Below are 23,628 nucleotides of genomic sequence, written 5' to 3' on the forward strand. Positions count from 1 at the left end.
AAGATACGAAAATCAATGCTTCTTTGAAAATATAAAATATAAAAAAAGAGACTGCCTTTTTAGACAGCCTCTTTTTTGTTGTTTTCTGCGCTGAAATCAAAACAACCTGAATTCAGTATGGATCAATCTCACTAGTTTCAGGGATAAAATAGAGTGGTGTAAGTTCTAATTTTGAATTGTTAAAAAAACACATTCAATATGAAAAATACTTTACTTTTTTTAGTGCTAATCCTAGTCCTATGTTCTTCTTGTAACAAAAAAACGTATTCAGCATTGTATCATGATAATCTAGTTTTAGAACAAAATGACACGAGGTATTATCTACCTAAAGATCTATTAAAATTTGAAATCATATATACACTTAATGAACCAAGATATCAAAAAGGAGACGTAGACAGAGTTTTGAAGTTACAACCAACAAAAATCACGATTGAAGATCCAATTGTAATAACAAAGCTTTCAGTTCCTGATACATCTAAAATGTTTGTAATTACCGGAAAACAACTATCCGAAACACGCTTTGTAAGTATGGATATAGATTCAGAAAACTCGGCTTTAGAAAAAACAACAAGTACATCTGTTAACCATAAGGATAGTAAAATGCATGATTATTCCGCATTGACAACCTCTCGTATGGAAACGAAAATGTATGATGCCGTAATAGAATTGAAGAACAATATACCTGAAATAGTATCTAAAAAAGAAGCAGAACGTTCTTTAAATACAATGTCATTTTATAAGAGTCAATTTAAAATCCTGAATGAAGATTTTCAACCTTATATTAAACAGTATAAAGTGAAATATACAGTTGTTATCGATCCGTTACAACTCTATTATAAGGACGGAAATTGGTCAAGTATAGAAGGCGATAATGTCTACCATTCTATTTTTCCAGAGCATATTTTTGTAGATAAAGGGGATTTAAATGATATTATAACAGTAAAAGTGACTCAACCTAAAGCGGCTTTATTAGACGAATTGGTAAGCGAAGAACCTGTAGAAGGCATTATTTACCGAAATACGTCACCACTAAACATAGAAGTAGCATTAAATGACAGCACTCTATTAACTGATACCCTAGCAATAACGCAATTAGAAACATTTAAAACCATCGCTGTTAAGGATTTTGAAGCAGCAGAACCAACATCTGTACTGTTGTTTAAATTTAAGACATCTAAAACTAGCACAGATATTATTCCTAACTTTTTAGAAAACACAGAACCTATAGATTTTAATTCATCGGAAACTATTGCAGAATCTCAAATAGCGATTAAAAAAGCTTATAAAGAAAAATTACAAAATATAGATTTACTTATTAAAAAACTTAAAGAGCGTAAAGCAGAACTGTAAAGTAGTTGTGATTATAATATCACTGAAAACCGTTACTTAAAAAACGAAGTAAAGCTTCATATTTGTAATGCACCAAGCGTAAAATGTAATCTTATGGACAAAGCCAAATTTGAAGAGATAGTTAAAATTGAAAAATACGATTTATATAAAAAAGAAACGTATCTAAGATCTATGAGTTTACCTTCTATTAAAATAAAAGGAGAAAACCGCAGTAAAGAAAATGTAGGTTTAAGTAAACAAGGAGGCTATCCAGAAGTCCCTGAAGATTTTGAATGGCCTAAACACAAGTTTGGTGATTATCGTTTTGCATTACAAATTAATTTAAGTGAAATAAAATTTGAAACGCCACTACCAAAAACAGGAATGTTAAGTTTTTTTATAGCTAATGATGATGATAAAAATGTGTTTTTTGGAGCAAAAGATTATGCAAAAGTCTATTATTTTGAAGAAGGTACACCCTTAAAAACCTATGTAAACCCTAATTTAAATTACTACTATGTAGATCATTGTATACGCATTGATTAGGAAGAGAATGTAGATCTTCCTTATAGAGAAGAGTTATATAAAGACAAGGGATTAAATAAAAAGCAACTCGATTACGTATGTAGTAAAGTGCCAGATATGGTAAGTAAAAAAACGTTTAGCTATTTATTTGGATACCCATATTACAATACGCTAGCTTATGATCCTCGTAAAACGGATGAATGGACGTCTTTACTTACTTTGCGATGGAATAATGTTTTTTCTTGGGACTGGGATATGGATGAATTTTTAATGTTTTTTATTGAAAAAGATAAACTCGCCAAAGGTGACTTCTCTAACATTAGAACCGATTTAGGGTAATAATACAAGTATGAAAATAATAAAAGATACGCTTACAAAAGATCCAAGAACCGACGATTGTTATAGAACAACCATTTTATCTGGACAGAATACAATTGATATCAGCCTAAATTTAGATGAAATCAGTTTAGACGATATGATTGCTTTAGGAAATTCATTTTTAGATGACTTTGAGAATAAAGAGAAAAAAGCAACCGATGAAATTGTCAGTGCGTTTTACGAAAATTACAATGAAAACTGGGCAGATGAAGAGAATGGTTATCCTGTATTAAACGCGGAAGAATTCAGAAGAAAACTAACAATAACGACTATTGATTTTTACGCAAAAAACTTGATAGATGTTACTTATAAAGAAGGTGGAATGTTTGGGAATCATTATTTAATCGCACAATCCTATGACGGTGAAAATTTTGTGGATACCACGATGTTTGGATAAAAATTAAAATGATGACAGTAGAAGACCTAAAAAATAAAATTTCTAAACCGGTTACTAAATTTACGACCGGTGGTTTTAGACCCAAAAACACGATAGAGGAAAGTTGGATTGGTAAAGTCTTTGCGTATCACGAAGATGAAGACATTCCGTTAGATAAAAACGGAAATCAGATGTTTCCGTTGGCGCAATTTTACCTTCCTAATTTGCCTTACGTTCATCCAAGTCTTAAGCATACAAAACTCATCACTGTTTTTGTTTCCGCAGAATGGCCAGAGTGTTTTGAAGAAATGGGAGACCATTGGCTAATTAGAGAATATGAAAATCTAGACAGGATCAAAATTAAAAATTTAGAAACCCCTAATTCGGTTGTAAAACCCTTTCCGTTACACGCAGAATTAGACAACAATGATTTCCCATTGTGGGATGGTGGAGGTTTGTCTATGAAAGATGAAGCTGAAGTTTTAAAATTAGAAAACGAAGGGATTATTGATGATTATTTTGATATCACAGATCATATCTACGACCACAAAATAGGCGGTTATCCTTCTTTTTGCCAATCCGGAATTGGAGATGCAGAGGGCTTTGGAGAAGGTTTTCAGTTTGTGTTTCAAATTGTATCAGACTACAAAGCCAATTTCAACGTGGTAGATGGTGGGAGCTTAATGTTCGCCAAAAATAACGACACCAAACAGTGGAGTTTGTATTACGATTTTTATTAAAAGTACTACTTATCTAGGATGGAAATCCAATGCTAAAATATAACTAACATATCATATTCATAAACTATGAGTCAAGACAACAATATCATTTTTGCTAAACAAAATCAAAAAATGAAAGCGGCTTACCTAAAAGCACAAGAAACGTTTAACTATTTCTGGAGAGAAATTTATTGGGAAGCTAAACGTATGGTTCCTGCACATAATTTATCGCTGGTAAAGATTCCTTTTCAACAAGTGAATGAAGCTGATGACGAACCTACTGTAGAACATATGTGGATTAGCGAAATAGCTTTTGATGGGGAAAATATTACGGGTGTTTTAATGAATTCACCTAACCTATTAACCAATGTTGCGGAAGGCGATACGGTAACTAGAAAAGTCTCTGAAATATCAGATTGGATGCTAGCCATAGACCGTAAAACTTATGGAGGATATACCATTCAAGTCTTACGTTCTGATATGACGGAGGAAGCAAGACAACAACACGATGAGGCTTGGGGATTAGATTTTGGTGATCCTAACCATATTCTAGTGGCTTATCAGCAGGAAGAAAATGAAGAAAACCTTATTGAGCACCCAATGAGCAAAGTAATGGAACAACCTGCTAGAGACTTTTTTGAAGCTAATCTAGATGTCGTAAAGGCTGCAGATGAAAACGGAGTAACCAGATTACATACCGAAACTATTGCTGGAAACAAAACAGCTGTAGAGATTTTATTAGAATTAGGTGCCGATAAAAATGCAAAAACCAATACAGGAAAAACAGCTTTAGATTTTGCTACAGCTTTAAATTGGTCGCATATTATTCCGATGTTACGGTAGTCCTAATTTATTAATACCATCCTTAAACTAATTGCCAATGATACTCGCTTTTGACACTTATTATTACGACGGAAAAGCCAAAACCATTGCGGTAAGCTTTAATGATTGGGAAGATGAAGCACCAATACAAATCTATACAGATATTATAGAAGGTGTTGCAGAATACGAACCTGGTGCTTTTTATAAACGCGAATTGCCGTGTATTTTAAGTTTACTAAAACAAGTGAATTTAGATGAGGTAGAATTAATTATTGTAGATGGATATGTGATTCTAGAAGAAAAACACTTGGGTTTAGGGGGCTATTTGTACCAAGCTTTAGAGCATAAAATTCCTGTTGTAGGTATTGCAAAATCTGAGTTTGTGTCTAAAACAGCTGTATTTAAAGAAGTGTTTCGTGGCGAAAGTAAAAAACCATTGTATGTCACCGCTATTGGTACGGATAGAGATGAAGTTTGTAACGCCATACAGCGTATGCACGGTAAATACCGAATGCCAACATTACTACAGATCGTAGATACTAAAACAAAAGAAAATACTAAAAACTAATATTAAAAATCACAACTATGAATGACCATTTAATTATAACATCTGTAGATGACCTAAAACCAATGTTTAGAAAAAATTATAGAGAATTTATTGCAGAAAAACCAAGGACTGTTGTTTTTGAGGAAGAGGAATTTAAGTTATATAATTTTGAAAAGATGATGGAGCTTACCAACATAGATGGAATGGAAGTCAGTAAGATTCACGCATTAAATCCGTATGTTAAAACGTTAAGTGAATTTATGAATCCGTCATTTAAAGATTTAGATGGGTACAAGTGGAGTTTAGAAAAATTAGCTTTAGGTAAAGCTATTGGTGCTAATTCTGAAGGTGATTTATTGTTTTTTGGTTGCTATGATAATACTAAAGTACATTTATTTCGTCACGATGATGGCAGTATAAAGAGAACTAAATTAACCTTGTTTGAAATTATTAAACAATTTTCTGAGTAAATTTCAGGTATTCATCGTAAATAAAAAAAGCCCAATTATAAATGTATAATTGGGCTTTTTAGTTTTTTTATGACTGAAATTATTCGGTGTATCTTAAAAATAAATGGTTTTTATTTTTAATGATGTCTGCTAATTTTTCAAATTCTGATGCTGTGGTGTTGTACAATTTTGCCAAGTCGGCTATCAATGCGTTTACTTTATTGTCTTCTAATTTTTCATTTTTAATAAATCCTAAAAAGGAAGCGCCTATACCAAAAAGTTCTAAATTATAGGTTTCAAATAAGTACTTCGATAACGCGTAATTATCAAAAGGACTTAAATCGGCATCAAAATATCCATTCGGAAATCCAGTAAGTCCTTCGTATGGTTTTTCAACAGGAAGAATTTTCAGGATAACTTGTTGGTCTAAAAAGGCTAATGGAGATTCATTAATGTTTTCTAAATCTATTACATCGTCTTCAGAATTACTTATGCCTTTTTCACAAACCGTTTTAAAGTCAATGCCTTTTGTGTGTTTTAAAAAGTTTTCTCTGATTATGAAATATTCTGATGGTGTAGACAAATGCCCCAAATGTTCGTTATCTTCATCATAGCAGGCTTTATCAAGTCCAGTTAAATCATAACCATCTGTATCCAAAAGAAAATTGGAGTCACAAGCGTGACCACTAGTATATTCGGCTTGACCTAAATCATCAAGAGTTAAAATTATAGTCTTGTCAGGATGATTTTGTTTATAGGTTTGGTAAACGTCCATAAGTTCCTCGTACGACTTTATATTTTCGATTAAGAAACTGTCGAATAACAATTCGTGATAAGGCGAACGATTATTAGTTAATTTTTCTATGTTCATAAGTTTTGTTTTGGGCTATCGGTATTTCGTAGATCTAAAAATGTAATGAGCTATTAAGCTGACATACGGTTAATAGCTTCCATATGTTTTAAAATAATAGGCACAAATAAGGCAAATTTGGCATTAAATTCTTCTTGGGTTTTAGAGGTGTTTAGATTAGCGCCCATAGTCATCCAAATGTTGAATAAAGCGTCTTCATTGGAAGCTTCATCAGTATCAATATTTAAGGCTTTAATCAATTTGAAGTTTTCATCTTCACTATAAAAACCAGAGGTTTTCACAATTTCAAAAACGAGTTCAAAAATGCTTCGGGTATCTAAAAGTTCACTGATTTTTATTTCGGCTTCTTTTTGGGTACTTATAGACTCAAAAATGTCTACCATTAAATTTTGTACTCTGCCGTTAATACTGAAGTCTAGATTTTTCAATTGTTGTGTATTTAAGTTTTAAAATAATTACCGATGCTTGCACACCGGTAATTATGTCTTTATTTTATTCTGAAAATTATAGAGGAATATGGCCTACAATGTCACAGTTTGTTACTGAATATACCAGGTCTGCTATACGCTCGTTAGGGTTGTCATCATCATTCCAATTGTACTTATGTAGGTAAGCAAACTTATCTTTAGTCTCTTTATCTGCGTGTTGTGAAATAATCATTAACTCGCCATATTTTGAGGTCGAGACGAATAAATCTTCTGAGTCTAGCATAGCGTGAGCTTTCTTCATTTCTACTTTGCTAAAAACACGTTCACTAGCAAAATAAGAATCTACAGAAATAAGCGCTTTATTGTTTAGTGCTTCAGCATATTCTAAAGTCGATTCTAAATCATCTAAATTTTGGTACGCATCGTCAAGCAGTTTTGTACCGTCGTAAATTTCTAAATCGGCCATCGTTAAATACACGTAACCATCTGGTGTATCTATCCCATACACCGCAACTATTTTAGAAGGATCCCCTTCATTATCGCCTTTTATAGCGGTGGTTTGTAGAATTTCACCATCTAAACGGTCCCAAGTTCCTGCTTTTACGATAGGATATACTTTGTATTCGCCTTGGCTTGCTTTTGTTACGATAGCCTGAATGTCTTCTAAATTATCTGTTCTATTAAGTGGATTGACTTTCATCTTATTTGTTTTATTGTTTAGCACAAAATTAGAGAAGCATCTCAGTTTTTTTATCCCTGTATTCAGCCATTTGATGATTTAATTGTATCTCCATAAGATCAATTTTGTTCCGTTTAATGCATAAAAAAAAGGTAATCACGTTTTTGTAAATACCTTTTTGTTGTTCTTTTTTTTGTTCGGATTTAATATTAAATTTTATTGAAGCGTTATGTTTTATTCGTCTTCAGACAAATTATCCAAGGCTATATGTCCGGTAATACGGCCTGCTTTCATGGTAAAAAGAATATTCGCTATAGGCGCATTTCCGTAGCTATCGTCTTCCCAAGCATCCTTGTGTAAGTTTAAAAAGGTTCCGAGTAAAGCTTCGTCTGAGTCTCTTGAAATCACCATCATACAAGAGCGTCTCGGTACAGAAACAAATAATTCGTCAGCTTCTAACATGGCATGAGCTTTTAACATATGTGCTTCATTGAGAATGCGTTCACTAGAAAAATCGTTTCCACTAGAAGTCAGAACCTTATTTTGTAATGCTTCAGAATAGGTGAATTCTGTTTCATAACTTCTTAAGTTTCTAAACGCTTCATTTGTAATTTCCTTAGCATCTATGGTTTCTAAATGCTGTTGCGTAAGAAATACAAAATTATCTGGTGTATCCATTCCATAAGCAATAACGACTTTTGGCCCAGCTTCTGTTTGTATTAAATTAGAATTTAATGCTCCAGCTCTTAAACCCACCCAATTTCCTGGTTTTAAAATAGGATAGATTTTTTGATCACTATTTTTAGTCTGTTCAATAATTTTTTCTATTTCTTCTTGAGATTTTTCTTTTCCGTAAAGTGTACCGCTCATAGTGTTGTGTGTTTATTGTTTCCTGCAAAATTAGAGTAGCAATTGTCATTTTTTATCACGGTATTCCGCTATTTCTAAGTGTACTTAATTAGTTACAACGTTTAATTCTATAACATTGAAACCATAAAAAAGGCATCCTTAATTTTAAGAATGCCTTTTTTTTCTGTGTTTTTTTAATTGAATTATAATGGAATATGTCCTACAATATTACCATCTTTTACAATAAAAAATGAATTTGTAATAGGTGCGTTACCAAAACTATCATCCTCCCAAGTATGGTTGTGTAAAAATGCAAATTTATTAATCGTGTCTTCATCTGCTTGTCTTGAAATAATAGTCATACAAGTTCTTCTAGGGATAGATACTAATAACTCTTCCGCGTCTAACATGGCATGTGCTTTTAACATATGTGTTCTAGAAAGAATGGTTTCACTAGAAAAATCGGTTCCGTTAGCACCAACTGCTTTATTATCTAAAGCTTCAACAAATTCTAATCCTGTATCACAGTTTGCTAAATTTTCAAATGCTTCTTGTGTAATTTGTTTAGCATCCATAGTTTCTAAGTGTTTTTTAGTTAAAAACACAAAGTTGTCTGGCGTATCCATACCATAACCAATCACGACTTCAGCGCCATCTTCGGACGGAATTAAAGTAGAACTCAAAGCTCCTGCTTTTAATCCCACCCAATTTCCTGGTTTTAAAATAGGATAGATCTTTTGATCACTATTTTTAGTTTGCTCTATTATTTTTTCTATTTCTTCTTGAGATTTTTCTTTACCGTGAAGTGTACCGCTCATAATGTTGTTTTTTTTATTTATCACAAAATTAAAGAAGCATCTCAGTTTTTTTATCACGGTTTTCAGCCATTATGAGATTTAATGGTTTACCTAAATAGGGTGTTTTTGTTTAATTTATTGAAAAATAAAAGCTGTTCTTATAGATAAGAACAGCTTGGTTATTGGTGATAATTAGCTTGTTTTTAGACAGAAGTTATTTACGGACAATCTAGTGACGCTATTAAAAACTGGCCGTCTTTATTTTTAATAATTGCGATACTACGTGTGATGCCTATGCCTTTAAAAATGTATTGGTTGTCTTTCTTTTCTATAAACTCAGGCATTAAAATAAAATTTCCTTTTGAAGTGATATCAATATTAGGATCATGAACAGGCAATTGATGATAGACTTCCTGTAATGTCATATATTTATATAGGTAAGTATTCTCTAAACAATCATTAAAATCAGTGTAGGTATGAATGATATGGTCATAGGTTGTTATATCCTCTATAATTTCAAATGGCTTGTCGTTACATGTTTCAATTCTCTTATCTGTAGTTTTATGTATCATTTTTCCTTTAAAATCAGGAATCATAATGCCGTCGTATACCTGTTCTAATTGAGGTCTAAAAGTTGTCAAGTCTGAACTGTGAATAAACCCAGAACAGCCTTGGCCTTTTACTTCAACAAAATGTCCATGAAGTTGAAATCCTTCACCAATGTGTATGGATTGTTTTGTTTCAACAATTTTCTCTGCAACAATTTTCTCTCCAACTGTAATGCGCGTTATCAATTTTGAATCTAACGCAGGTTTTTCATAAAGCTTAGCGCCAAAAATAGTGATGACAAAGAACGTATCCTTGTCACTTTTTTCTTTTGAAGAATTACCCGTTGTCCTTTTAAGACCTGCGCTTTTCATTGTTTTAATGTTTTGAATTGAACACCTTTTTTGTGAATTATTTCCTTAGAAATAGAAAACGTTGCTAAATCTATAACATAGCGTTTAGATTTATAGATATACGATACCTTCTCTATTACCACTTCTTATGTAATAAAGTATATTAGCGATATGAGTATTGTCGTTAGTTTTATCGTTCCAATTATGTCGATGCACGTATAAAAACATATCTAAGAGATCTTTATCTGAATCTTTAGGAATAATAAGTATATTACCACGTCTAGGTATAGATACATACAATTCTTCTGACTCTAAAAAATCATGAGCCATACGCGTTTGTGTATAACTAAGAACTCTTTCATTAGAAAATCGAGTTCCATTTGAACTCAATACTTTATTATCAAATTCTTTTTCAAACTTAAATCCTTGTTCAAGCTCGTCTAAGTTGTCGTTAGCTTCTTGATATAAGTTTCTATTCCCAAAGAATTCTTTATGTTTCTTTCCTAGATACACTAAGCCATCTGGGGTTTCTACAGCGTAAGATTCAACAACTAAAGGAACATCTTTATTATTATCTTCAGTAACTTCTACATTATAAAACGCACCATTTTTAACACCAGGCCAACTTGCTGGTTGTAGCACAGGATAAAGTTTATATTCTCCATCTACAGCTTTTTGTACGACTTGGTCTATTTCTGCTAAATAGTGTTCTTTTTCTTCAGGTGTCATAATTATAATTTTGATGTTTTATTTTAGTCAAATTTACATGGTGATTGTAGGTTATTTATCACCGTATTCAGCCATTTTTAGGTATAATGAATTATGTAGGGAAATGTGGTTTTAAGGCATGAAAAAAGGTATTCTTTAGTATAAGAACACCTTATTAAATCTATAGTTAAGTATTTATTTTAGTATTTTAAATACATAACATGATTAGGGTTTGTATGCGTCTCAGATATTTGAAAATCATAAGCTCCAGCAATTTCAAAGCCCATTTTTGTATAAAATTTTATGGCCTTTTGGTTTTCTGTCCAAACGACTAACCAAATTCCGTTTTGGTGCTGTTTTTTAGATAGCGCAATATTAAAATCGAGTAATTTTACACCCAATTGTTTGCCTTGAAAGGCTTCTAAAAGATAGATGCGGTCTAATTTGGTAATATTTTTATCGCTTATATTCATATTAGGACATTGCAATTCTATTTTTGAAAACCCAGCTATGGTTTTATTAAAATAGATGAGATGATAATTTATCTGTTTGTTTTCAAATTCTTTATGAATGGCTTCGGTATTGTAGGTTCTTAAAATGAAGTTATTTATATCCTCTTTAGAAGCACTATGGCCATGAGATTCGGAAAAGGTCTGTTGTCCTAGTTTTGCAATTAATTCAGAGTGCTCCGCATTTGCTTTTATAATGTCAACCATTTAAATACCTTTATTTTTTAGTTGGAACTTCTTTTTTTTGCGAAATTATAGTATTTATAAATACTGAAACTCTAAATTTTAGTTAAGAATTAATGTTTGAAGTTGAATAATTATAGCGTCCACAAATTGAAATGTGCCGTGTCCGGAAACTTGTTTTGTAAAAAGTCTAATATCATCACCAGAAGAAATACCTACATTAACATCAAATAAAAATTTTGCGTTTTTAAAGGTGAAAGAATTGTTTATACGATCTACAGAAATATTAATTGGTACTAATGTAACAGTCCAATAACTAGAAGCTTCATTACCAAAATTTGTATTCTAATAAATTTCCCCAGGTTGTATTATGGTTAGAAATTTGTGTTACTAATTGGCTTTGTATGTTTTCTGTTTTCATATTTACTGATTAAAAAAACTACCAATACGTCCCCACTAAAAACGTCATTCTTATAAAGGCAATGACACTTTCTGACGTTAGTTCTAAAGGTACTTTTAGATCTGTAATTTCATCTTCGTCTACAAAAACCACAAATAATCCGTCTTTAAAAGCGAGTAAAACATTATCGATTGCTTTTTGCAGATTGGCTAAATCGGTGTTGGCTAATTCGCCAAATTCTACTTTACCACTTTCTGCTTTTTCTTTTATTTCTGCAGGGCTTAAAAAACCAATGACATTGACTTCTGTTCGTTTTTTATTAAAAGCTTCTACTTGATTTTTTACACAACCGATTAATAATTCTTCTAAATTTTTCGGATTTTTATCTAGAGTAAAAGGTACTTTTTTTACTTTCTTTTTGCCTAATCTTTTAAGTTTTAACGTTAATTCCATAATATGCTAAATGCTTTTAGCGTTAGGGATTGCCGTGAAAAGCCCACAGTGCGATAGCACGAGTACTTGCAACAGAAAGCCCGACCTCGCCTAAGCGAGGTAACGCCCTAATGATTGTATTAACTATTAATTTGTGCCAAAATGGTTGGATCTTGAATTTTATTGTCTTCAGAAAGTAATTTCATTTTAGAAATAATCTCGGCAGATTTTGGATCGTCGTCTACGAATGGTAGAAACATACGTCCGCGATGCTGACTATGAACTGGAATTATAGATAATGCTAGTCCGTTTTTGCTAACCTGCCCACTTCCCAAATGGATGGTATATTCGCCTAAAGTTCCTTTTATAAAAATATAACGCTCCTTAACCGTAATGTTTGGAAGCTTGAATAATTTTGCAGATTCTTCTGCCAAAGCAGCACGCATTTGCATGGTACTATGACTTGCTTCTGGGTCTACACCACCAACGTGCGCAACGCTAACCACCAAATCGATATCGCGCATAATTTCGCTAAAAATTACTGGCGGAATCTCTGTAAGCGGAATGTTTTTGTAGCTGTCTATAGAATGAAATTGGATCACTTCTAAAGTTGGTGCTTCTGCATCTGACGGTGAAAACCAATCTGCCATCGCGTACATTGTGGCAATAAAGCCTTGCTTGTGATATACTTTTTGCAAACCATCTTCCATACTAACCGTCCAACCACGACCACGCAATAAAGCCACGGTCTTTTTAGGCTGAATTTGATGCCCTTGGTAACGCTCAGACCTGTTGCTATGCTCACGCTCGTCATTAGTGATTAAGTATAACTCTCTAAAAATTTGTTTAAAGGGTTGTGTAATACGCTCAGCAAACACATGTTTCTGGTACAAGTCCCAAGCAACCGATTGGTATAAATGAGAAGCGTGTGCAATAAGTAAGACATCGTCTTCTGCAAGTGCTTGTGCTTTACCATCAGTAGCTATCAATGCACCATTGTTGTAAAATCCTGAAATTTCTTTTTCAGGTACATACAACACTAAGTTTTGCAACATGGCTTTTACAATAGGATGTTGCATTAACTCGTGAATTTCTTTAGCTGCAAATTCATCTTCATTTACCATGGCGTTTTCAAGCGATAAACGGGTGCGGCTATATTGTTTAGATAGGTAGTTTTTATTGTCTTTTAAAGCCTCTATTTGTTTGTCTTTACGCAGTTTTGCAGGTATGTTTTTTAAGGTTTTACCGGCTTTGGTCACTTTAATCGTGGTTTTACCTAATTCTGTAATACCAAGTTCTATAATAGTGTCATCTATGGTAACGATTGCATGCTCCATAATGGCTTGCGTAGCTTTGGCTTCCATTGCCCAACTAAAACGTACGCGGTCCTTATAACCCGCATTACGAGATAAGTTATCTAATGCAATCTCTACAGCGGTAGCTTCACTTTCTTGACGTTGTGCCCCAAATTGTTTGCTCTCTTTTAAAAAGGTTTGCAATAGGTTGTAACGCTTTAATAAATCTTTTTCTGGTATGGTTTTACTTAACGGAATTAATCCTAAAGCACGGACGTAATCCTTATCACGTTTGTCTTTAATTTTCTTAAGTGTCTCGGTGATTTTAACTTCACCTAGCATTACGCTAGAGTATAATTTTACTTGTCTATGCCCATTACCATCGGTAATATATTTTGCGGCATCGTGTAGTAATTTCCAATTAGTCTTTCCTAAGTTTTTATATACTTTGTTAAACCAATCGATATCTATAGCACCAAGTGCAAAGTCGTTTTTAGGAATGTTAGAATAACGCGAAATAATAGTTTCTTTTTCAGAATTCATATAATCTGAAGCGTGTGCTTGAAACCACCAAACCGCATTTTCTAGGTTTTCAATATTTAAATATTCTCCCACAACATTGGCCCATTGCGTGGCGTAACACGCTAACTCTATCAAGCGTTTTTTACTCACTTTAGAAGCATCGGCTAGTTTGGCGAAATCGGCATAAGATTCTGTGTCTTTAAAGGCCGTTCGTTTAAGGATGGTACTAAATTTAGATTTTTTACTATCACCATAATAACTATAACCACGCTCAAACGTATCTTTTCCTAAACGTTCTAAAACGCGAAAAACATAATTTACACCTTCTACACGGTGAATACTACTAATATACTCAGAAGCCGGTGTTGCCAAATCACCACGTTCTAATTCTGTTTCTAGCAGGTTGGTTTTTAAAGGTAGAAACACGTGTTTTGGAATGCTGTTACGTTCTATTCCTTTTTTAAAGTTCATTCTGTAATTAAAACCACCATCCATAATGCTCATTATAGAATGATTGTTCAGCGATTGGAATAATAAATCATCATCATTAATTAAACCTTCTCTATATAATCTTAGCGTAATTTCTACTTCAGGAAACTTTAAGGTTCTCTTATTGATATTCTCTTCTGTAAGCACTTTAATGGTAGTGGCCTCACTAGGATGTTCCATATTTTGAGCCGATAAATACATTTGAATCGCCCAATATTTATACAGTTGCTCGTTGGTTAGCTGATCTAGATGATTTAAGCCAAAATTTGGCGTGTATTCCTGAATTATGGTTGTCCAATTATGAGTTATTGTGCTGTAATAGGTTCTTTGCTCTTGAAATTGGGTGAGCTTGTGTTTATCAGGGAAATTAGCAATCATATCCTCATACATCTTAAACTTAAAATCGCCCACCATTTTATGGTCTGCAAAAGCCCAAAACAAACGTTTTAAAATTTTGTTATAGGTTTTAGATTTTGAGTAATAGCGTTCTACTTCTCCTAAGTTTAAGCCCGCCAAATCTGGGTAATATTGCTGTAAATACGGCTGAAGAATGGTATAGGTTCCAAAAGGTGCTTCTCGATTATTGATGTAGCGAATAACCGAATACATTTCAAAATCGTTAAGCTCGCTTTTTTCATACCAAGAAATCCAAAGGTCGGCGAGTGGTAAGTTATGCAGTTGTTCTAAAGCTGTGGCATCTTCACCTAACGCTTTCATATCGTGAACCCCTTTATTAAGATACGTGGTGTGCATTTCACCATCATAGGCTAACATCTGGTATTCGTGATTTCGATGTTCTGTAACCAAATTAATTAACTGATTGACTTGAGTCACAATTTTCTTTACATCAATAAAATCTTTGAATTTAAACCCAGAAGCCTCGGAAGTGGTAATTCCTAGTTTATCAAAAATATTGGTCTTGGTTTTAAAATGCGACTGCGGGATGTAAAGCGGTGATAAATTATCATAATCTATAGCGCCAAAACCGTTACTGTAATTATATTCTTCTGTATTGTCTGAAAATTTATCAAGATAAACTTGTTCGTTTTTAGTGATTTTAGGACGCTGTTTATAAAGCGCTATTTGCTCTTCTGTAAAATTAGATTGTCTGTTGTTATCGTGTAAAATCGTTAAAATTTCTAAAGCGGCTATACGCTGTTCAATGTTTTTAGCCTGAATTAAATTAGTGGTGCTATGGCGTAAAGTATCTACAGGTAAGTTTATTAATAACTGTATAAGCGAAGTCCGTAGCATTTTACTTTTTCGCCTTAATAAATCTTCAATAATCTCTAATTCGGTATCGTACAAATGCATTTTAAAGAACAAGCTTAATCCTGTAGCCATTACCAGTTCGTTTCTGTTGTAAATGGCACGTCTTGCTAAAGCGCGTTTCCAAGAATTCTTATCGTAATTTAATACTACTTTGTGCTTTATTTGTTCTTTGTTGTAGTATAACGAATAGCTGTAGTTTTTAGGGAATACCTTTCTAAAATAAGCCTCTCTAAATTCTGAAGGAAAGTCTTCAAAATCAGGTGCCATTAATTCTAATTGTGCTTCTGTAGCACTATTCATTATAAAATTGAAGAAATAGTCTGACCTTGGAATAAAACTCCACCACGAGAATATTTTACTTTCGTAAACCTTTCCTTTTTCTGAAGCATTTTTAGCGACAGTAAGTAGTTTTTCAAAAGTTACATCATCTAAAGACGTTTCTGGTAGGTTTACCGCCATCCAATGGTCTAAGGCGTAATCTTTTCCAATGTTTTCTATGAAATAAGGGACTAGCGCATCGTTTGTTTTATCGGTTTGACTTATAAAATACAACGCGAGTATCTTTTTATTTCGGTCGTCGTAGTCAAATACAATATCTAACGCTTTTCTATTGGCTGTATCGACATCTAAAATACCAATGGCCCAAAGTCCAACAAGCACTTCAATATTATCTTTACTTTTTAAATACGTATCTACTTCTTTTAAGTCGAAAATTAAAGATTGTGCAAGCGTTAATATACGATTGATAAGCGCTTTTTTAGGCGTTTCCCAATTCAAATTAAACCAGGTGCAAACCGCTCTATTCACACTACTAAAACGAGCTAGGTCATTATCTATGATAACTTGTAACATATATTTAAACGCAGCAAGGCTACAGCTATCTAAAGCTTCTATTATGGTTTGGCGTAAACCTTCCTGACGTTGCGCTGCAAGTAGTAATTTAGCAACCATTTCCCAATGTTTCTCCTCTTCAGAATACAACAAGGCCTTGATAATATCTGAACTTACGCCACCAATCTCATCTTCTCCCTGAATAATATCGTCTAGCAAGGCATCAAACGCGCCTTCTGCATTGTGTAAAACAATGGCTAGAAAAAGGTCTTGGTTCCCAGAAAAATACGTGTTGTATTGAAAGTGTTCTACTAAAGATAAGCCCCCAAAGCCCATTCTGCTGGAATTAAGAAATGCTCTAAAAGTGACTATTTTTTTGTGTATCACATCTTCGCCATCTCGCGATCTAAAGGCTTGCCTGTTATAAGAATCTTGATACGGTAAGGTGTTTATAAAATCCCACATTGCTGCTAAATATGGCGCTTGAATAACACCATATAATTGCATTCCTAAACGCATCCCTTCTGGTGTGGTCCAAGGATTTATATTGAAGGGGTCTTCAAAGGCGGCAATAAAATCATGCTGATTATAATAGACGCGTTTCTCTTTTTCTATACCAGCAAGTACTTTTGCTAAAACACGATAAGGCTCAGAATAAGCACGAAATTCAAACCGGTCTACGGCTGGTTTTGCGTATTGCTCTAAGTGTTTTCTAGCATCTTCTATAAGGATCATATCTCTTAAATATTTTTAACTATGGTCATTAACAATAATTTGTCTTTATATAAACAAACTGAATTACTGATGGCAAGGTAAAAGAAATCTGTTTGTTTAAACTCACGGTATTTAGTGATTTTTATAAGGGAATTTTTTTTACGTTTTAAATATCACAGAATACAGTGACAAATAACACCGTGTTTTAAAATAGGTTTGTAACATAAAATTAAACTGCCTTATGATATTTGCTAAACACGAATTTGGTTTCAACTTTTATGAAGATGAAACATCTTTTGAAAAAATTAAAGCTTGTAAAAATTACCCAGAAGATTTTTACTACGAGATTTTTGTGCTTGCAAAATCTACTAAAAACAAGCAGATTAGAACCGAATGTGCCAATATCATAAAAAAACAGGCACCAGAAGCTTTACAACTCGCCTTTAAGAGTCGAAAAAAAATAACACTGATAGAAGATTCTTCTTCTTTTGATAAGAAGCTGATTGCTATATTAGAGTATGGCGTACTCTCAGAAGACTTAGACCTTTGTAAACTATACACACTTGTTTGTAAGCGTTTATCACTTTCCATTACATATTCAAAAAAAGAAGTGGTTCAACTTTTTATAGAAACACCACGTCTTTTAAGTCAGTTTAATGGTATTAAAGAATTAACAATTAGCACCTCTAGACAGAAAGAAGGTTTTAGTAGCGTTGTAAACAACATAACGCAACTTTCTTCATTAGAAAAACTTGAGCTTGAAATTGATTATAAATACATACCAGAAGAACTAGAGCGATTAGTTAACTTAAAAGAGTTTATTCTAACAGCACCTAACTTGGTATGGATTCCCGTAGGAATAACCAAGTTAAAAGCACTTAAAAAGTTGGAGTTTAGGGGGAGTTTTCCTTATGGTGAAGACGAGCCTAACCCTAACATAGTTAACTTTACTTGGCTTAAAGAATTGACAAGTTTAAAGCATTTAAAAATAGGTTCTTTTGCGGTACAAGACCTCTCTGATGTTGAGCTACCGGCAAGTTTAAAAAAATTAGAGCTTTTTAGGTTAGAAAATCTAACTGCTTTACCCGAAACACTTGGTCACTTGCCAAAATTGAAAAAATTAAGGCTAAGTGGTATGAGGGAGCTAGAACACTTTCCTGCATCTGTTAGTGAATTTAAAACCTTAGAGGTTTTAGAAGTTATTCATTTATCTAAATTAAAAGAAGTTCCTGCATCTTTTATTTTTGGACCAAATATTAAACGTTTACTAGGTTTGTATACAGAGTTTATGCCTTATGGTGAAACACCTGTAACTAAGCTAAAAAGAATCGATTTCACTCATCCAGAGCTTCTTAGTTTTGTGTTGGATAATGCCTTGTCTTTTACTAATTTAAAAGATATAGAAATTACTTGTGATGCACCAAAAAGAAGAAGTACACATACGTTTTCTGCATTTAAAAAACTTAAAAACCTTAAGTATAAGTTAGCACATCATTTAGGATGGGTTTTAGAGGATATTCACGAATGTAAAAAGCTAGAAGACGTTTTTATTTATGGTTTATATAATGGAGCTGATGCTGAAATAACGAACGCTGATGTTACTAATTTCCCTCAAGCATTTTCTAGAGTAAAGCATTTACAAACCTTACGCGTACAAAGTGCAAAAGCACTAGTTTTAAATACAGATTATTTACCTATAAAGACAGACAGTCTTACCATTACAGATATAAAAGTCATTGAGCCAGGTGTAGAAGATTTTGAGGTAAATCATATAAAAGTAACAGGTACACCTATTACCGCATTGCAAAAATTTTATTCGGTAATGCGTGCTAAAAAAATTACGTTAGACGATGTAAACAGTGTTAAAAATGATACTTTAGATTTTGATAATTTTAAAGACCCTGAAAGCTTTAAAGATTTTATATTTAATAGTAATGTAAAAGACTTAGACAAGGCATTAAAAACACTTTGTAATTTACAATCACTAACCATTGATTTTAATATAGATAATGCCGAACAAAACAATGGTTTAACCGCTTATACGCATCATAATTTAAAAAACTTAACCATTAAAAATTTTAATGGTGACACTAGTGTTATTAAATTATTATTAAAGCATACGCCTCATCTAGAATTTTTAGAAATTTACGAGTGTGTAGGTCTTGCAGACTTACCTAAAGTTACTTTAAACAAACTAAAAACACTGAAATTATTTTATAGCGATGATATACAGTCTATAGAAAACTTAACAGTGCCCAACATAGAACTTTTTAAAGTTTTATCGTGTGACAATTTTGGTTACGATGCTATGGTTACCGCATCGCATTGGAAAACGCTTAAATTTCTTTGGTTAGAAAGCATTAGTAGAGATCTTGAAACCTACCCAGAGACCATTGCAGACTTAAATCTAGACACCTTTTTTATTGATGGATTTTTAACCAAAAGACAAATACCAAAATGGATAGGTAAAATGAAATCCTTACGAGTTTTAGGCATAGAAAGCTTTAAGTATTCCCCATTACCGGAAGAATTAGCTGAATTAACCCAATTAAAAATAATGAGCATTAGAAGGTGTGATTTTACAGAGCAAGTCTCTGATAAATTTAAGAATTTGAATTTAGAGGATTTAATTTACAGGTATTCAAAATTTAATGGAAACAATATGAAATCGTCTAAATTTTACGCATTAGCTGGAAATAAAATATTAAAAGAGGATTTTGATAACAGATATGAAAAATACAATCTCTACTGCTAAAGAAATTTAAGCACAACGTACCACAATCTAAAAAACCTATTTCCAAAAGAAATTTATACCCTAAAAATTAACAATTACTATGACAAAGCCAACAGAAACCTCTGTTTTTAACTTTTTTCAAATTGATAAATCTTATGAAGATCTTAAGAAGTGTAAAAACTATCCGGAAGATTTTTATTATGAAATTTTTGTGATAGCGAAATCAACATCTAATAAAAAAAATAAAACAGAATGTGCTAATATCATAAAAAAACAAGCCCCAGAAGCCTTACAAATAGCCTTTAAAAGTCGAAAAAGAATAACACAAAAAGGAAGATTTATACGCTCAAGCCCTAGAATGATTTCCATATTAGAATATGGATTGCTATCTGAAGACTTAGACCTTCTTAAATTACATAGCCTAATTGGTGGAGGATCAAAACTATGGTTTTTTCATTCTTCGACAGATTTTTTAGATCGCTTGTTAGAACATCCACATATATTAAGACGATTTAACGGCGTAAAAAGTTTAGAAATCCATTTAAAAGATTTTGGTAATAAATATGATAGTATTCTTAATGAGATATCAAAATTAACGTCTTTAGAAGAAATAGATCTCGAAGGTGATTATGAACAACTACCTGAGGATTTTGGTAATTTATCAAATTTAAAAAAACTAAAGCTTGTTGCGCCTTGTTTAAAAAAGTTTCCAAGTACAATGTCTCAGCTAACATCCTTAAAAAAATTACGCATAGAAGGTGATTATTTGACTCTTAATTCTATAGACAATATGAATCTAACTGATTTTAATTGGCTTACAAACCTTACTAAATTAAAAATATTGAAACTGCGTTTTGTCGGCGTTCAAGATTTGTCTCAAGTTGTGTTTCCGGCAACTTTAAAACAAATAGAATTTTTTTGCTTAGGTGAATTAACAGCATTGCCTAAAGATGTTAGTCATTTAAAGCAACTAAAAGAGTTTCAGGTTTTATCTAAAAGCATAGATAGCTTACCAAATGGTTTTGAGGATTTACCAAAATTGGAACTTTTTGAGCTTCATGCCCCTAAAATAGATTCCATATCATCTACCTTGTTTTTTGGAGATGCGTCTAGATGTTTTGAAGAAACGCCTAGACCCAAATTAGTAACAAAAATTACCTATAGCGAAACTAATATATCACCAATGACAGAAGTAAGTCTGCGAGAGTCTATAGAAATAGATTCGCCTAAACTTCTGAACTTTGTGTTAGACAATGCTTCGTTTTTTCCTAATTTAAAGACGATAACTGTAGATTGTGAAGCACCAGAAATTCCACATAAAACATCATTAGCTGTATTTAAAAATTTAGCAACGCTTCATTATAAACTAGAGCATAAATTAGATTGGCTTTTTGAAGGGATTGAGCAATGTACAAATCTTAAAAATGTAGAATTATACAGATTTCAAGAGTGGCATACTAAAGATATAAAATTAGCGGTTAGAATTTTTCCGAATGTGTTTTCAAAAATAGCACAGTTAGAAAACCTGACCATTAAAAATGCGAGTGCTTTAGTTGTAAATACCGATTGTTTGCCAAAGAAGATTACCAATTTAACTATTTCTGAAATTAAGGGCATAAAAGCAGGAACAGAACCGTTGGATATGTTTAATCTGGATATTAAAGCCACACCTATTGTTAATTTACAGGAATTTTATGCAGTAATTAGTGCAGCTAAATTTAATCTTGGACATAGAAATGATGACGTTAATAATGTTTTAAATTTTGAAACATTTAGGCATCCAGAGAAAGTTGAATCGTTTGATTTTACCAGTGATGTAAGTCAGTTAGATAGCTTACTTAAAAACTTCGTTAATTTAAAGGCGCTTACCATTACATTTAAAAAAGCCAATCCAGAACATAACAATGCATTAACGGCCTTTAAACACCCGAATCTAAAAGTACTAAGGATTGATGAGTATAACGGAACTACCGAAGCTTTAGAACGTTTATTAGCCCAGACACCAAACCTTGAGTTTTTAGGAATATTTGAAGCTAAAGGTTTTGATGATTTTCCTGCGGTAACCTTGCCTCAGCTTAAAAAATTAAGAATGCAGAGTGTCGCGCTTAAAACCATAGACAACCTAAACGTTGACACTATTGAAGCTGTAAAACTGATACATTGTGATCATATTAATGATGAAAGTATTGAAGCAATATCGCGTTGGAGTTCTCTAAAACACCTTTGGTTAGAAGGCATAGATGAAAATGGAGGCACATACCCTGAATCGATTTCTGAGTTGAATTTAGAAACGTTTTTTATCAGTGCACATAACAGAGAGGAAAAAATACCAACTTGGATTGCGAATCTGAAAAATTTACGTGTTTTAGGCATAAACAATTTTAAACAAGTGGTTTTACCGGTAGAACTAGCATCATTAACACAGCTGGAAGTATTAAGTATTAGTGGTTGTGAATTTTCTGAAAAAGTATCTGAAGAATTTAGAAACCTTAACCTACAAAAATTGGTGTATTGGACCTCTAAATTTAATGGTAGCAATATGAAATCTGAACTCTATGAGCCACTAGAACATAAATTAGTAGCTCAACGTAATTTTGATGATATAGATAGTGAAGTACCTTTTAGAATGTAATGGCATACACTTTATCACAAAAAAAAGAGCTTCATATTTCTATGAAGCTCTTTGAGCGAGAGACCGGGTTCGAACCGGCGACATTCAGCTTGGAAGGCTGACGCTCTACCAACTGAGCTACTCTCGCATTTTGTAATTAAATTGCTTTAATTAATGGTGTTTCAATATTTAAAATCGTCATGTTTATTTTAGATTACTTCGCTTCGCTTAGTAATCTTGGATTGGTGACTCAATCCAAATGATTTTTAAATGCTGTTTTACAAAAGTTAACTTTTGATAACTTCTCTTTAAAAATCATTTGTGGGGAGAGCAGGATTCGAACCTGCGAAGACGTAGTCAGCAGATTTACAGTCTGCCCTCGTTGGCCGCTTGAGTATCTCCCCAAAAACTTTAATTCAATATTTCAAACTAAAAAGACTCCACAATTCAGGATGTCTTTAGAGCGAGAGACCGGGTTCGAACCGGCGACATTCAGCTTGGAAGGCTGACGCTCTACCAACTGAGCTACTCTCGCAATTTTGGTAAGCGAGCGCAAATATATAAATATTTCTTAAACATGCCCTAATTTTTATTTTTTTCAAGCTATAAAATTTACGTCACATCTTACAAACTTAATGCAGGTCTAACGTAGAACTTATCATAAAATTTAAAACAGGAAAAAAAAACACATAATAAAACACAAAAAAGCCTCAACATAAATGTTAAGGCTTTTTGTGATCGCACTAGGATTCGAACCTAGGACCGTCCCGATTATCAATCGGGATGCTCAACCATTCAGGATTATTTATTAGTTTGTTTATAAACTCACTAGATTTTTTCTTTTTTACATACATCTCGTATTGATAAGCTTCAGATTTGGTTGTAAATTCTTTTGTAGAAACAACGGTCCAAGGTAATCCGTATTTGGTAGATTTACTTCTTCCGGTATTATGGCGTTTAAGTCTATCTTTTAGATCAGCTGAATGTCCGATATAAAATCTATTTTTTAATTTAGAATATAAAATATATGTAGTATACATAATTCTAAGATACTAAAAAAAAGTCTCACTATTTTTAATATGGACTATTGTGGTCGTACTAGGGGTCATGCCTAAGGCTGTCCCAATTATAAATCGGGATGCTCTCGGATCAATCTCAAAAGTTGTGTGTGAATTATCTATAGTTTTCGGATTTTTGTAAAAAAAAGACTGTGGACCATTATCTAGAACTACTTAAACTTATTCTTCCAGAATTTCTAAT

19 protein-coding genes, 3 tRNA genes and 1 pseudogene are annotated in these 23,628 nt (G+C 32.8%); 9 read left to right on the forward strand and 14 right to left on the reverse strand.

Annotated features, from left to right (window positions below; translation table 11 throughout):
* The first annotated feature begins 198 nt into the window (after positions 1-198).
* From HM984_RS16825 to HM984_RS16860, 7 genes and pseudogenes are all read left to right on the forward strand, one after another.
* Positions 199-1,350, forward strand: a complete 1,152-nt coding sequence (locus HM984_RS16825; protein ID WP_179350016.1) for a hypothetical protein — start codon at positions 199-201, stop codon at positions 1,348-1,350.
* A gap of 171 nt (positions 1,351-1,521) precedes the next feature.
* A pseudogene (locus HM984_RS17695) lies at positions 1,522-2,193 on the forward strand (DUF1963 domain-containing protein).
* 10 nt (positions 2,194-2,203) lie between these two features.
* Positions 2,204-2,629 carry a DUF2262 domain-containing protein gene (locus HM984_RS16840; protein WP_179350019.1) on the forward strand — a complete coding sequence of 142 codons (426 nt, stop codon included), beginning with the start codon at positions 2,204-2,206 and terminating at the stop codon, positions 2,627-2,629.
* 11 nt (positions 2,630-2,640) lie between these two features.
* Complete coding sequence (locus tag HM984_RS16845) at positions 2,641-3,348, forward strand: DUF1963 domain-containing protein (RefSeq protein ID WP_179350020.1); 708 nt, start codon at positions 2,641-2,643, stop codon at positions 3,346-3,348.
* 66 nt (positions 3,349-3,414) lie between these two features.
* Entirely contained in the window at positions 3,415-4,170 is a 756-nt protein-coding gene (locus HM984_RS16850; protein WP_179350021.1) for a DUF2314 domain-containing protein, read from the forward strand.
* 37 nt (positions 4,171-4,207) lie between these two features.
* The gene (locus HM984_RS16855; protein ID WP_179350022.1) at positions 4,208-4,717 is read left to right on the forward strand and encodes an endonuclease V; all 510 of its coding nucleotides are present in this window, start codon (positions 4,208-4,210) and stop codon (positions 4,715-4,717) included.
* 17 nt (positions 4,718-4,734) lie between these two features.
* Entirely contained in the window at positions 4,735-5,166 is a 432-nt protein-coding gene (locus HM984_RS16860) for a hypothetical protein (RefSeq protein WP_179350023.1), read from the forward strand.
* Positions 5,167-5,245: 79 nt separating this feature from the next.
* On the opposite strand, the gene HM984_RS16865 is transcribed toward HM984_RS16860, so the two are convergent.
* From HM984_RS16865 to HM984_RS16910, 10 genes are all read right to left on the reverse strand, one after another.
* Positions 5,246-6,016, reverse strand: a complete 771-nt coding sequence (locus HM984_RS16865; protein ID WP_179350024.1) for a hypothetical protein — start codon at positions 6,014-6,016, stop codon at positions 5,246-5,248.
* A gap of 53 nt (positions 6,017-6,069) precedes the next feature.
* Positions 6,070-6,444, reverse strand: a complete 375-nt coding sequence (locus HM984_RS16870; RefSeq protein ID WP_245940369.1) for a hypothetical protein — start codon at positions 6,442-6,444, stop codon at positions 6,070-6,072.
* A 76-nt stretch (positions 6,445-6,520) separates the two neighbouring features.
* A complete protein-coding gene (locus HM984_RS16875; RefSeq protein WP_179350025.1) occupies positions 6,521-7,144 on the reverse strand; it encodes a hypothetical protein in 624 nt (207 codons plus the stop codon).
* A 213-nt stretch (positions 7,145-7,357) separates the two neighbouring features.
* A complete protein-coding gene (locus HM984_RS16880) occupies positions 7,358-7,993 on the reverse strand; it encodes a DUF1444 family protein (protein ID WP_179350026.1) in 636 nt (211 codons plus the stop codon).
* Positions 7,994-8,175: 182 nt separating this feature from the next.
* Positions 8,176-8,847, reverse strand: a complete 672-nt coding sequence (locus HM984_RS16885; RefSeq protein WP_371312734.1) for a DUF1444 family protein — start codon at positions 8,845-8,847, stop codon at positions 8,176-8,178.
* 140 nt (positions 8,848-8,987) lie between these two features.
* Entirely contained in the window at positions 8,988-9,689 is a 702-nt protein-coding gene (locus HM984_RS16890; RefSeq protein ID WP_179350028.1) for a hypothetical protein, read from the reverse strand.
* A 90-nt stretch (positions 9,690-9,779) separates the two neighbouring features.
* A complete protein-coding gene (locus HM984_RS16895; protein ID WP_179350029.1) occupies positions 9,780-10,397 on the reverse strand; it encodes a DUF1444 domain-containing protein in 618 nt (205 codons plus the stop codon).
* A 179-nt stretch (positions 10,398-10,576) separates the two neighbouring features.
* Complete coding sequence (locus HM984_RS16900) at positions 10,577-11,092, reverse strand: GNAT family N-acetyltransferase (protein ID WP_179350030.1); 516 nt, start codon at positions 11,090-11,092, stop codon at positions 10,577-10,579.
* Between the two features lie 415 nt (positions 11,093-11,507).
* Positions 11,508-11,921 (reverse strand): hypothetical protein, encoded by a 414-nt coding sequence (locus HM984_RS16905; protein ID WP_179350031.1) that lies wholly within the window; start codon positions 11,919-11,921, stop codon positions 11,508-11,510.
* Between the two features lie 119 nt (positions 11,922-12,040).
* Positions 12,041-17,044 (reverse strand): DUF4132 domain-containing protein, encoded by a 5,004-nt coding sequence (locus tag HM984_RS16910; protein ID WP_179350032.1) that lies wholly within the window; start codon positions 17,042-17,044, stop codon positions 12,041-12,043.
* 220 nt (positions 17,045-17,264) lie between these two features.
* Between HM984_RS16910 and HM984_RS16915 the strand changes: the two genes are divergently transcribed.
* Together HM984_RS16915 and HM984_RS16920 are read left to right on the forward strand one after the other, a co-directional pair.
* On the forward strand, positions 17,265-19,778 hold the full coding sequence (locus tag HM984_RS16915) for a leucine-rich repeat domain-containing protein (protein WP_179350033.1): 2,514 nt from the start codon (positions 17,265-17,267) through the stop codon (positions 19,776-19,778).
* Between the two features lie 79 nt (positions 19,779-19,857).
* A complete protein-coding gene (locus HM984_RS16920; RefSeq protein ID WP_179350034.1) occupies positions 19,858-22,389 on the forward strand; it encodes a leucine-rich repeat domain-containing protein in 2,532 nt (843 codons plus the stop codon).
* A gap of 54 nt (positions 22,390-22,443) precedes the next feature.
* Here the strand turns inward: HM984_RS16920 and HM984_RS16925 are convergent.
* The 4 genes from HM984_RS16925 to HM984_RS16940 form a co-directional block, all read right to left on the reverse strand.
* Positions 22,444-22,516 (reverse strand) — tRNA-Gly (locus tag HM984_RS16925).
* A 174-nt stretch (positions 22,517-22,690) separates the two neighbouring features.
* Positions 22,691-22,772 (reverse strand) — tRNA-Tyr (locus HM984_RS16930).
* A 58-nt stretch (positions 22,773-22,830) separates the two neighbouring features.
* A tRNA-Gly gene (locus tag HM984_RS16935) sits at positions 22,831-22,903 on the reverse strand.
* A gap of 208 nt (positions 22,904-23,111) precedes the next feature.
* The gene (locus HM984_RS16940; protein WP_179350035.1) at positions 23,112-23,408 is read right to left on the reverse strand and encodes a GIY-YIG nuclease family protein; all 297 of its coding nucleotides are present in this window, start codon (positions 23,406-23,408) and stop codon (positions 23,112-23,114) included.
* Between the last annotated feature and the right edge of the window lie 220 nt (positions 23,409-23,628).

This window comes from Winogradskyella pacifica, from assembly GCF_013403915.1.
In the GTDB taxonomy this organism is placed as follows: Bacteria; Bacteroidota; Bacteroidia; order Flavobacteriales; family Flavobacteriaceae; genus Winogradskyella; species Winogradskyella pacifica.

Bases quoted from the DNA above. Each gene is read 5' to 3' on its own strand.
- HM984_RS16890 (WP_179350028.1), bottom strand. From the start codon at position 9,689: ATGAAAAGCGCAGGTCTTAAAAGGACAACGGGTAATTCTTCAAAAGAA.
- HM984_RS16865 (WP_179350024.1), bottom strand. From the start codon at position 6,016: ATGAACATAGAAAAATTAACTAATAATCGTTCGCCTTATCACGAATTG.
- HM984_RS16845 (WP_179350020.1), top strand. From the start codon at position 2,641: ATGACAGTAGAAGACCTAAAAAATAAAATTTCTAAACCGGTTACTAAA.
- HM984_RS16895 (WP_179350029.1), bottom strand. From the start codon at position 10,397: ATGACACCTGAAGAAAAAGAACACTATTTAGCAGAAATAGACCAAGTC.
- HM984_RS16825 (WP_179350016.1), top strand. From the start codon at position 199: ATGAAAAATACTTTACTTTTTTTAGTGCTAATCCTAGTCCTATGTTCT.
- HM984_RS16850 (WP_179350021.1), top strand. From the start codon at position 3,415: ATGAGTCAAGACAACAATATCATTTTTGCTAAACAAAATCAAAAAATG.
- HM984_RS16915 (WP_179350033.1), top strand. From the start codon at position 17,265: ATGATATTTGCTAAACACGAATTTGGTTTCAACTTTTATGAAGATGAA.
- HM984_RS16840 (WP_179350019.1), top strand. From the start codon at position 2,204: ATGAAAATAATAAAAGATACGCTTACAAAAGATCCAAGAACCGACGAT.
- HM984_RS16900 (WP_179350030.1), bottom strand. From the start codon at position 11,092: ATGGTTGACATTATAAAAGCAAATGCGGAGCACTCTGAATTAATTGCA.
- HM984_RS16860 (WP_179350023.1), top strand. From the start codon at position 4,735: ATGAATGACCATTTAATTATAACATCTGTAGATGACCTAAAACCAATG.
- HM984_RS16855 (WP_179350022.1), top strand. From the start codon at position 4,208: ATGATACTCGCTTTTGACACTTATTATTACGACGGAAAAGCCAAAACC.
- HM984_RS16905 (WP_179350031.1), bottom strand. From the start codon at position 11,921: ATGGAATTAACGTTAAAACTTAAAAGATTAGGCAAAAAGAAAGTAAAA.
- HM984_RS16910 (WP_179350032.1), bottom strand. From the start codon at position 17,044: ATGATCCTTATAGAAGATGCTAGAAAACACTTAGAGCAATACGCAAAA.
- HM984_RS16875 (WP_179350025.1), bottom strand. From the start codon at position 7,144: ATGAAAGTCAATCCACTTAATAGAACAGATAATTTAGAAGACATTCAG.
- HM984_RS16940 (WP_179350035.1), bottom strand. From the start codon at position 23,408: ATGTATACTACATATATTTTATATTCTAAATTAAAAAATAGATTTTAT.
- HM984_RS16880 (WP_179350026.1), bottom strand. From the start codon at position 7,993: ATGAGCGGTACACTTTACGGAAAAGAAAAATCTCAAGAAGAAATAGAA.
- HM984_RS16920 (WP_179350034.1), top strand. From the start codon at position 19,858: ATGACAAAGCCAACAGAAACCTCTGTTTTTAACTTTTTTCAAATTGAT.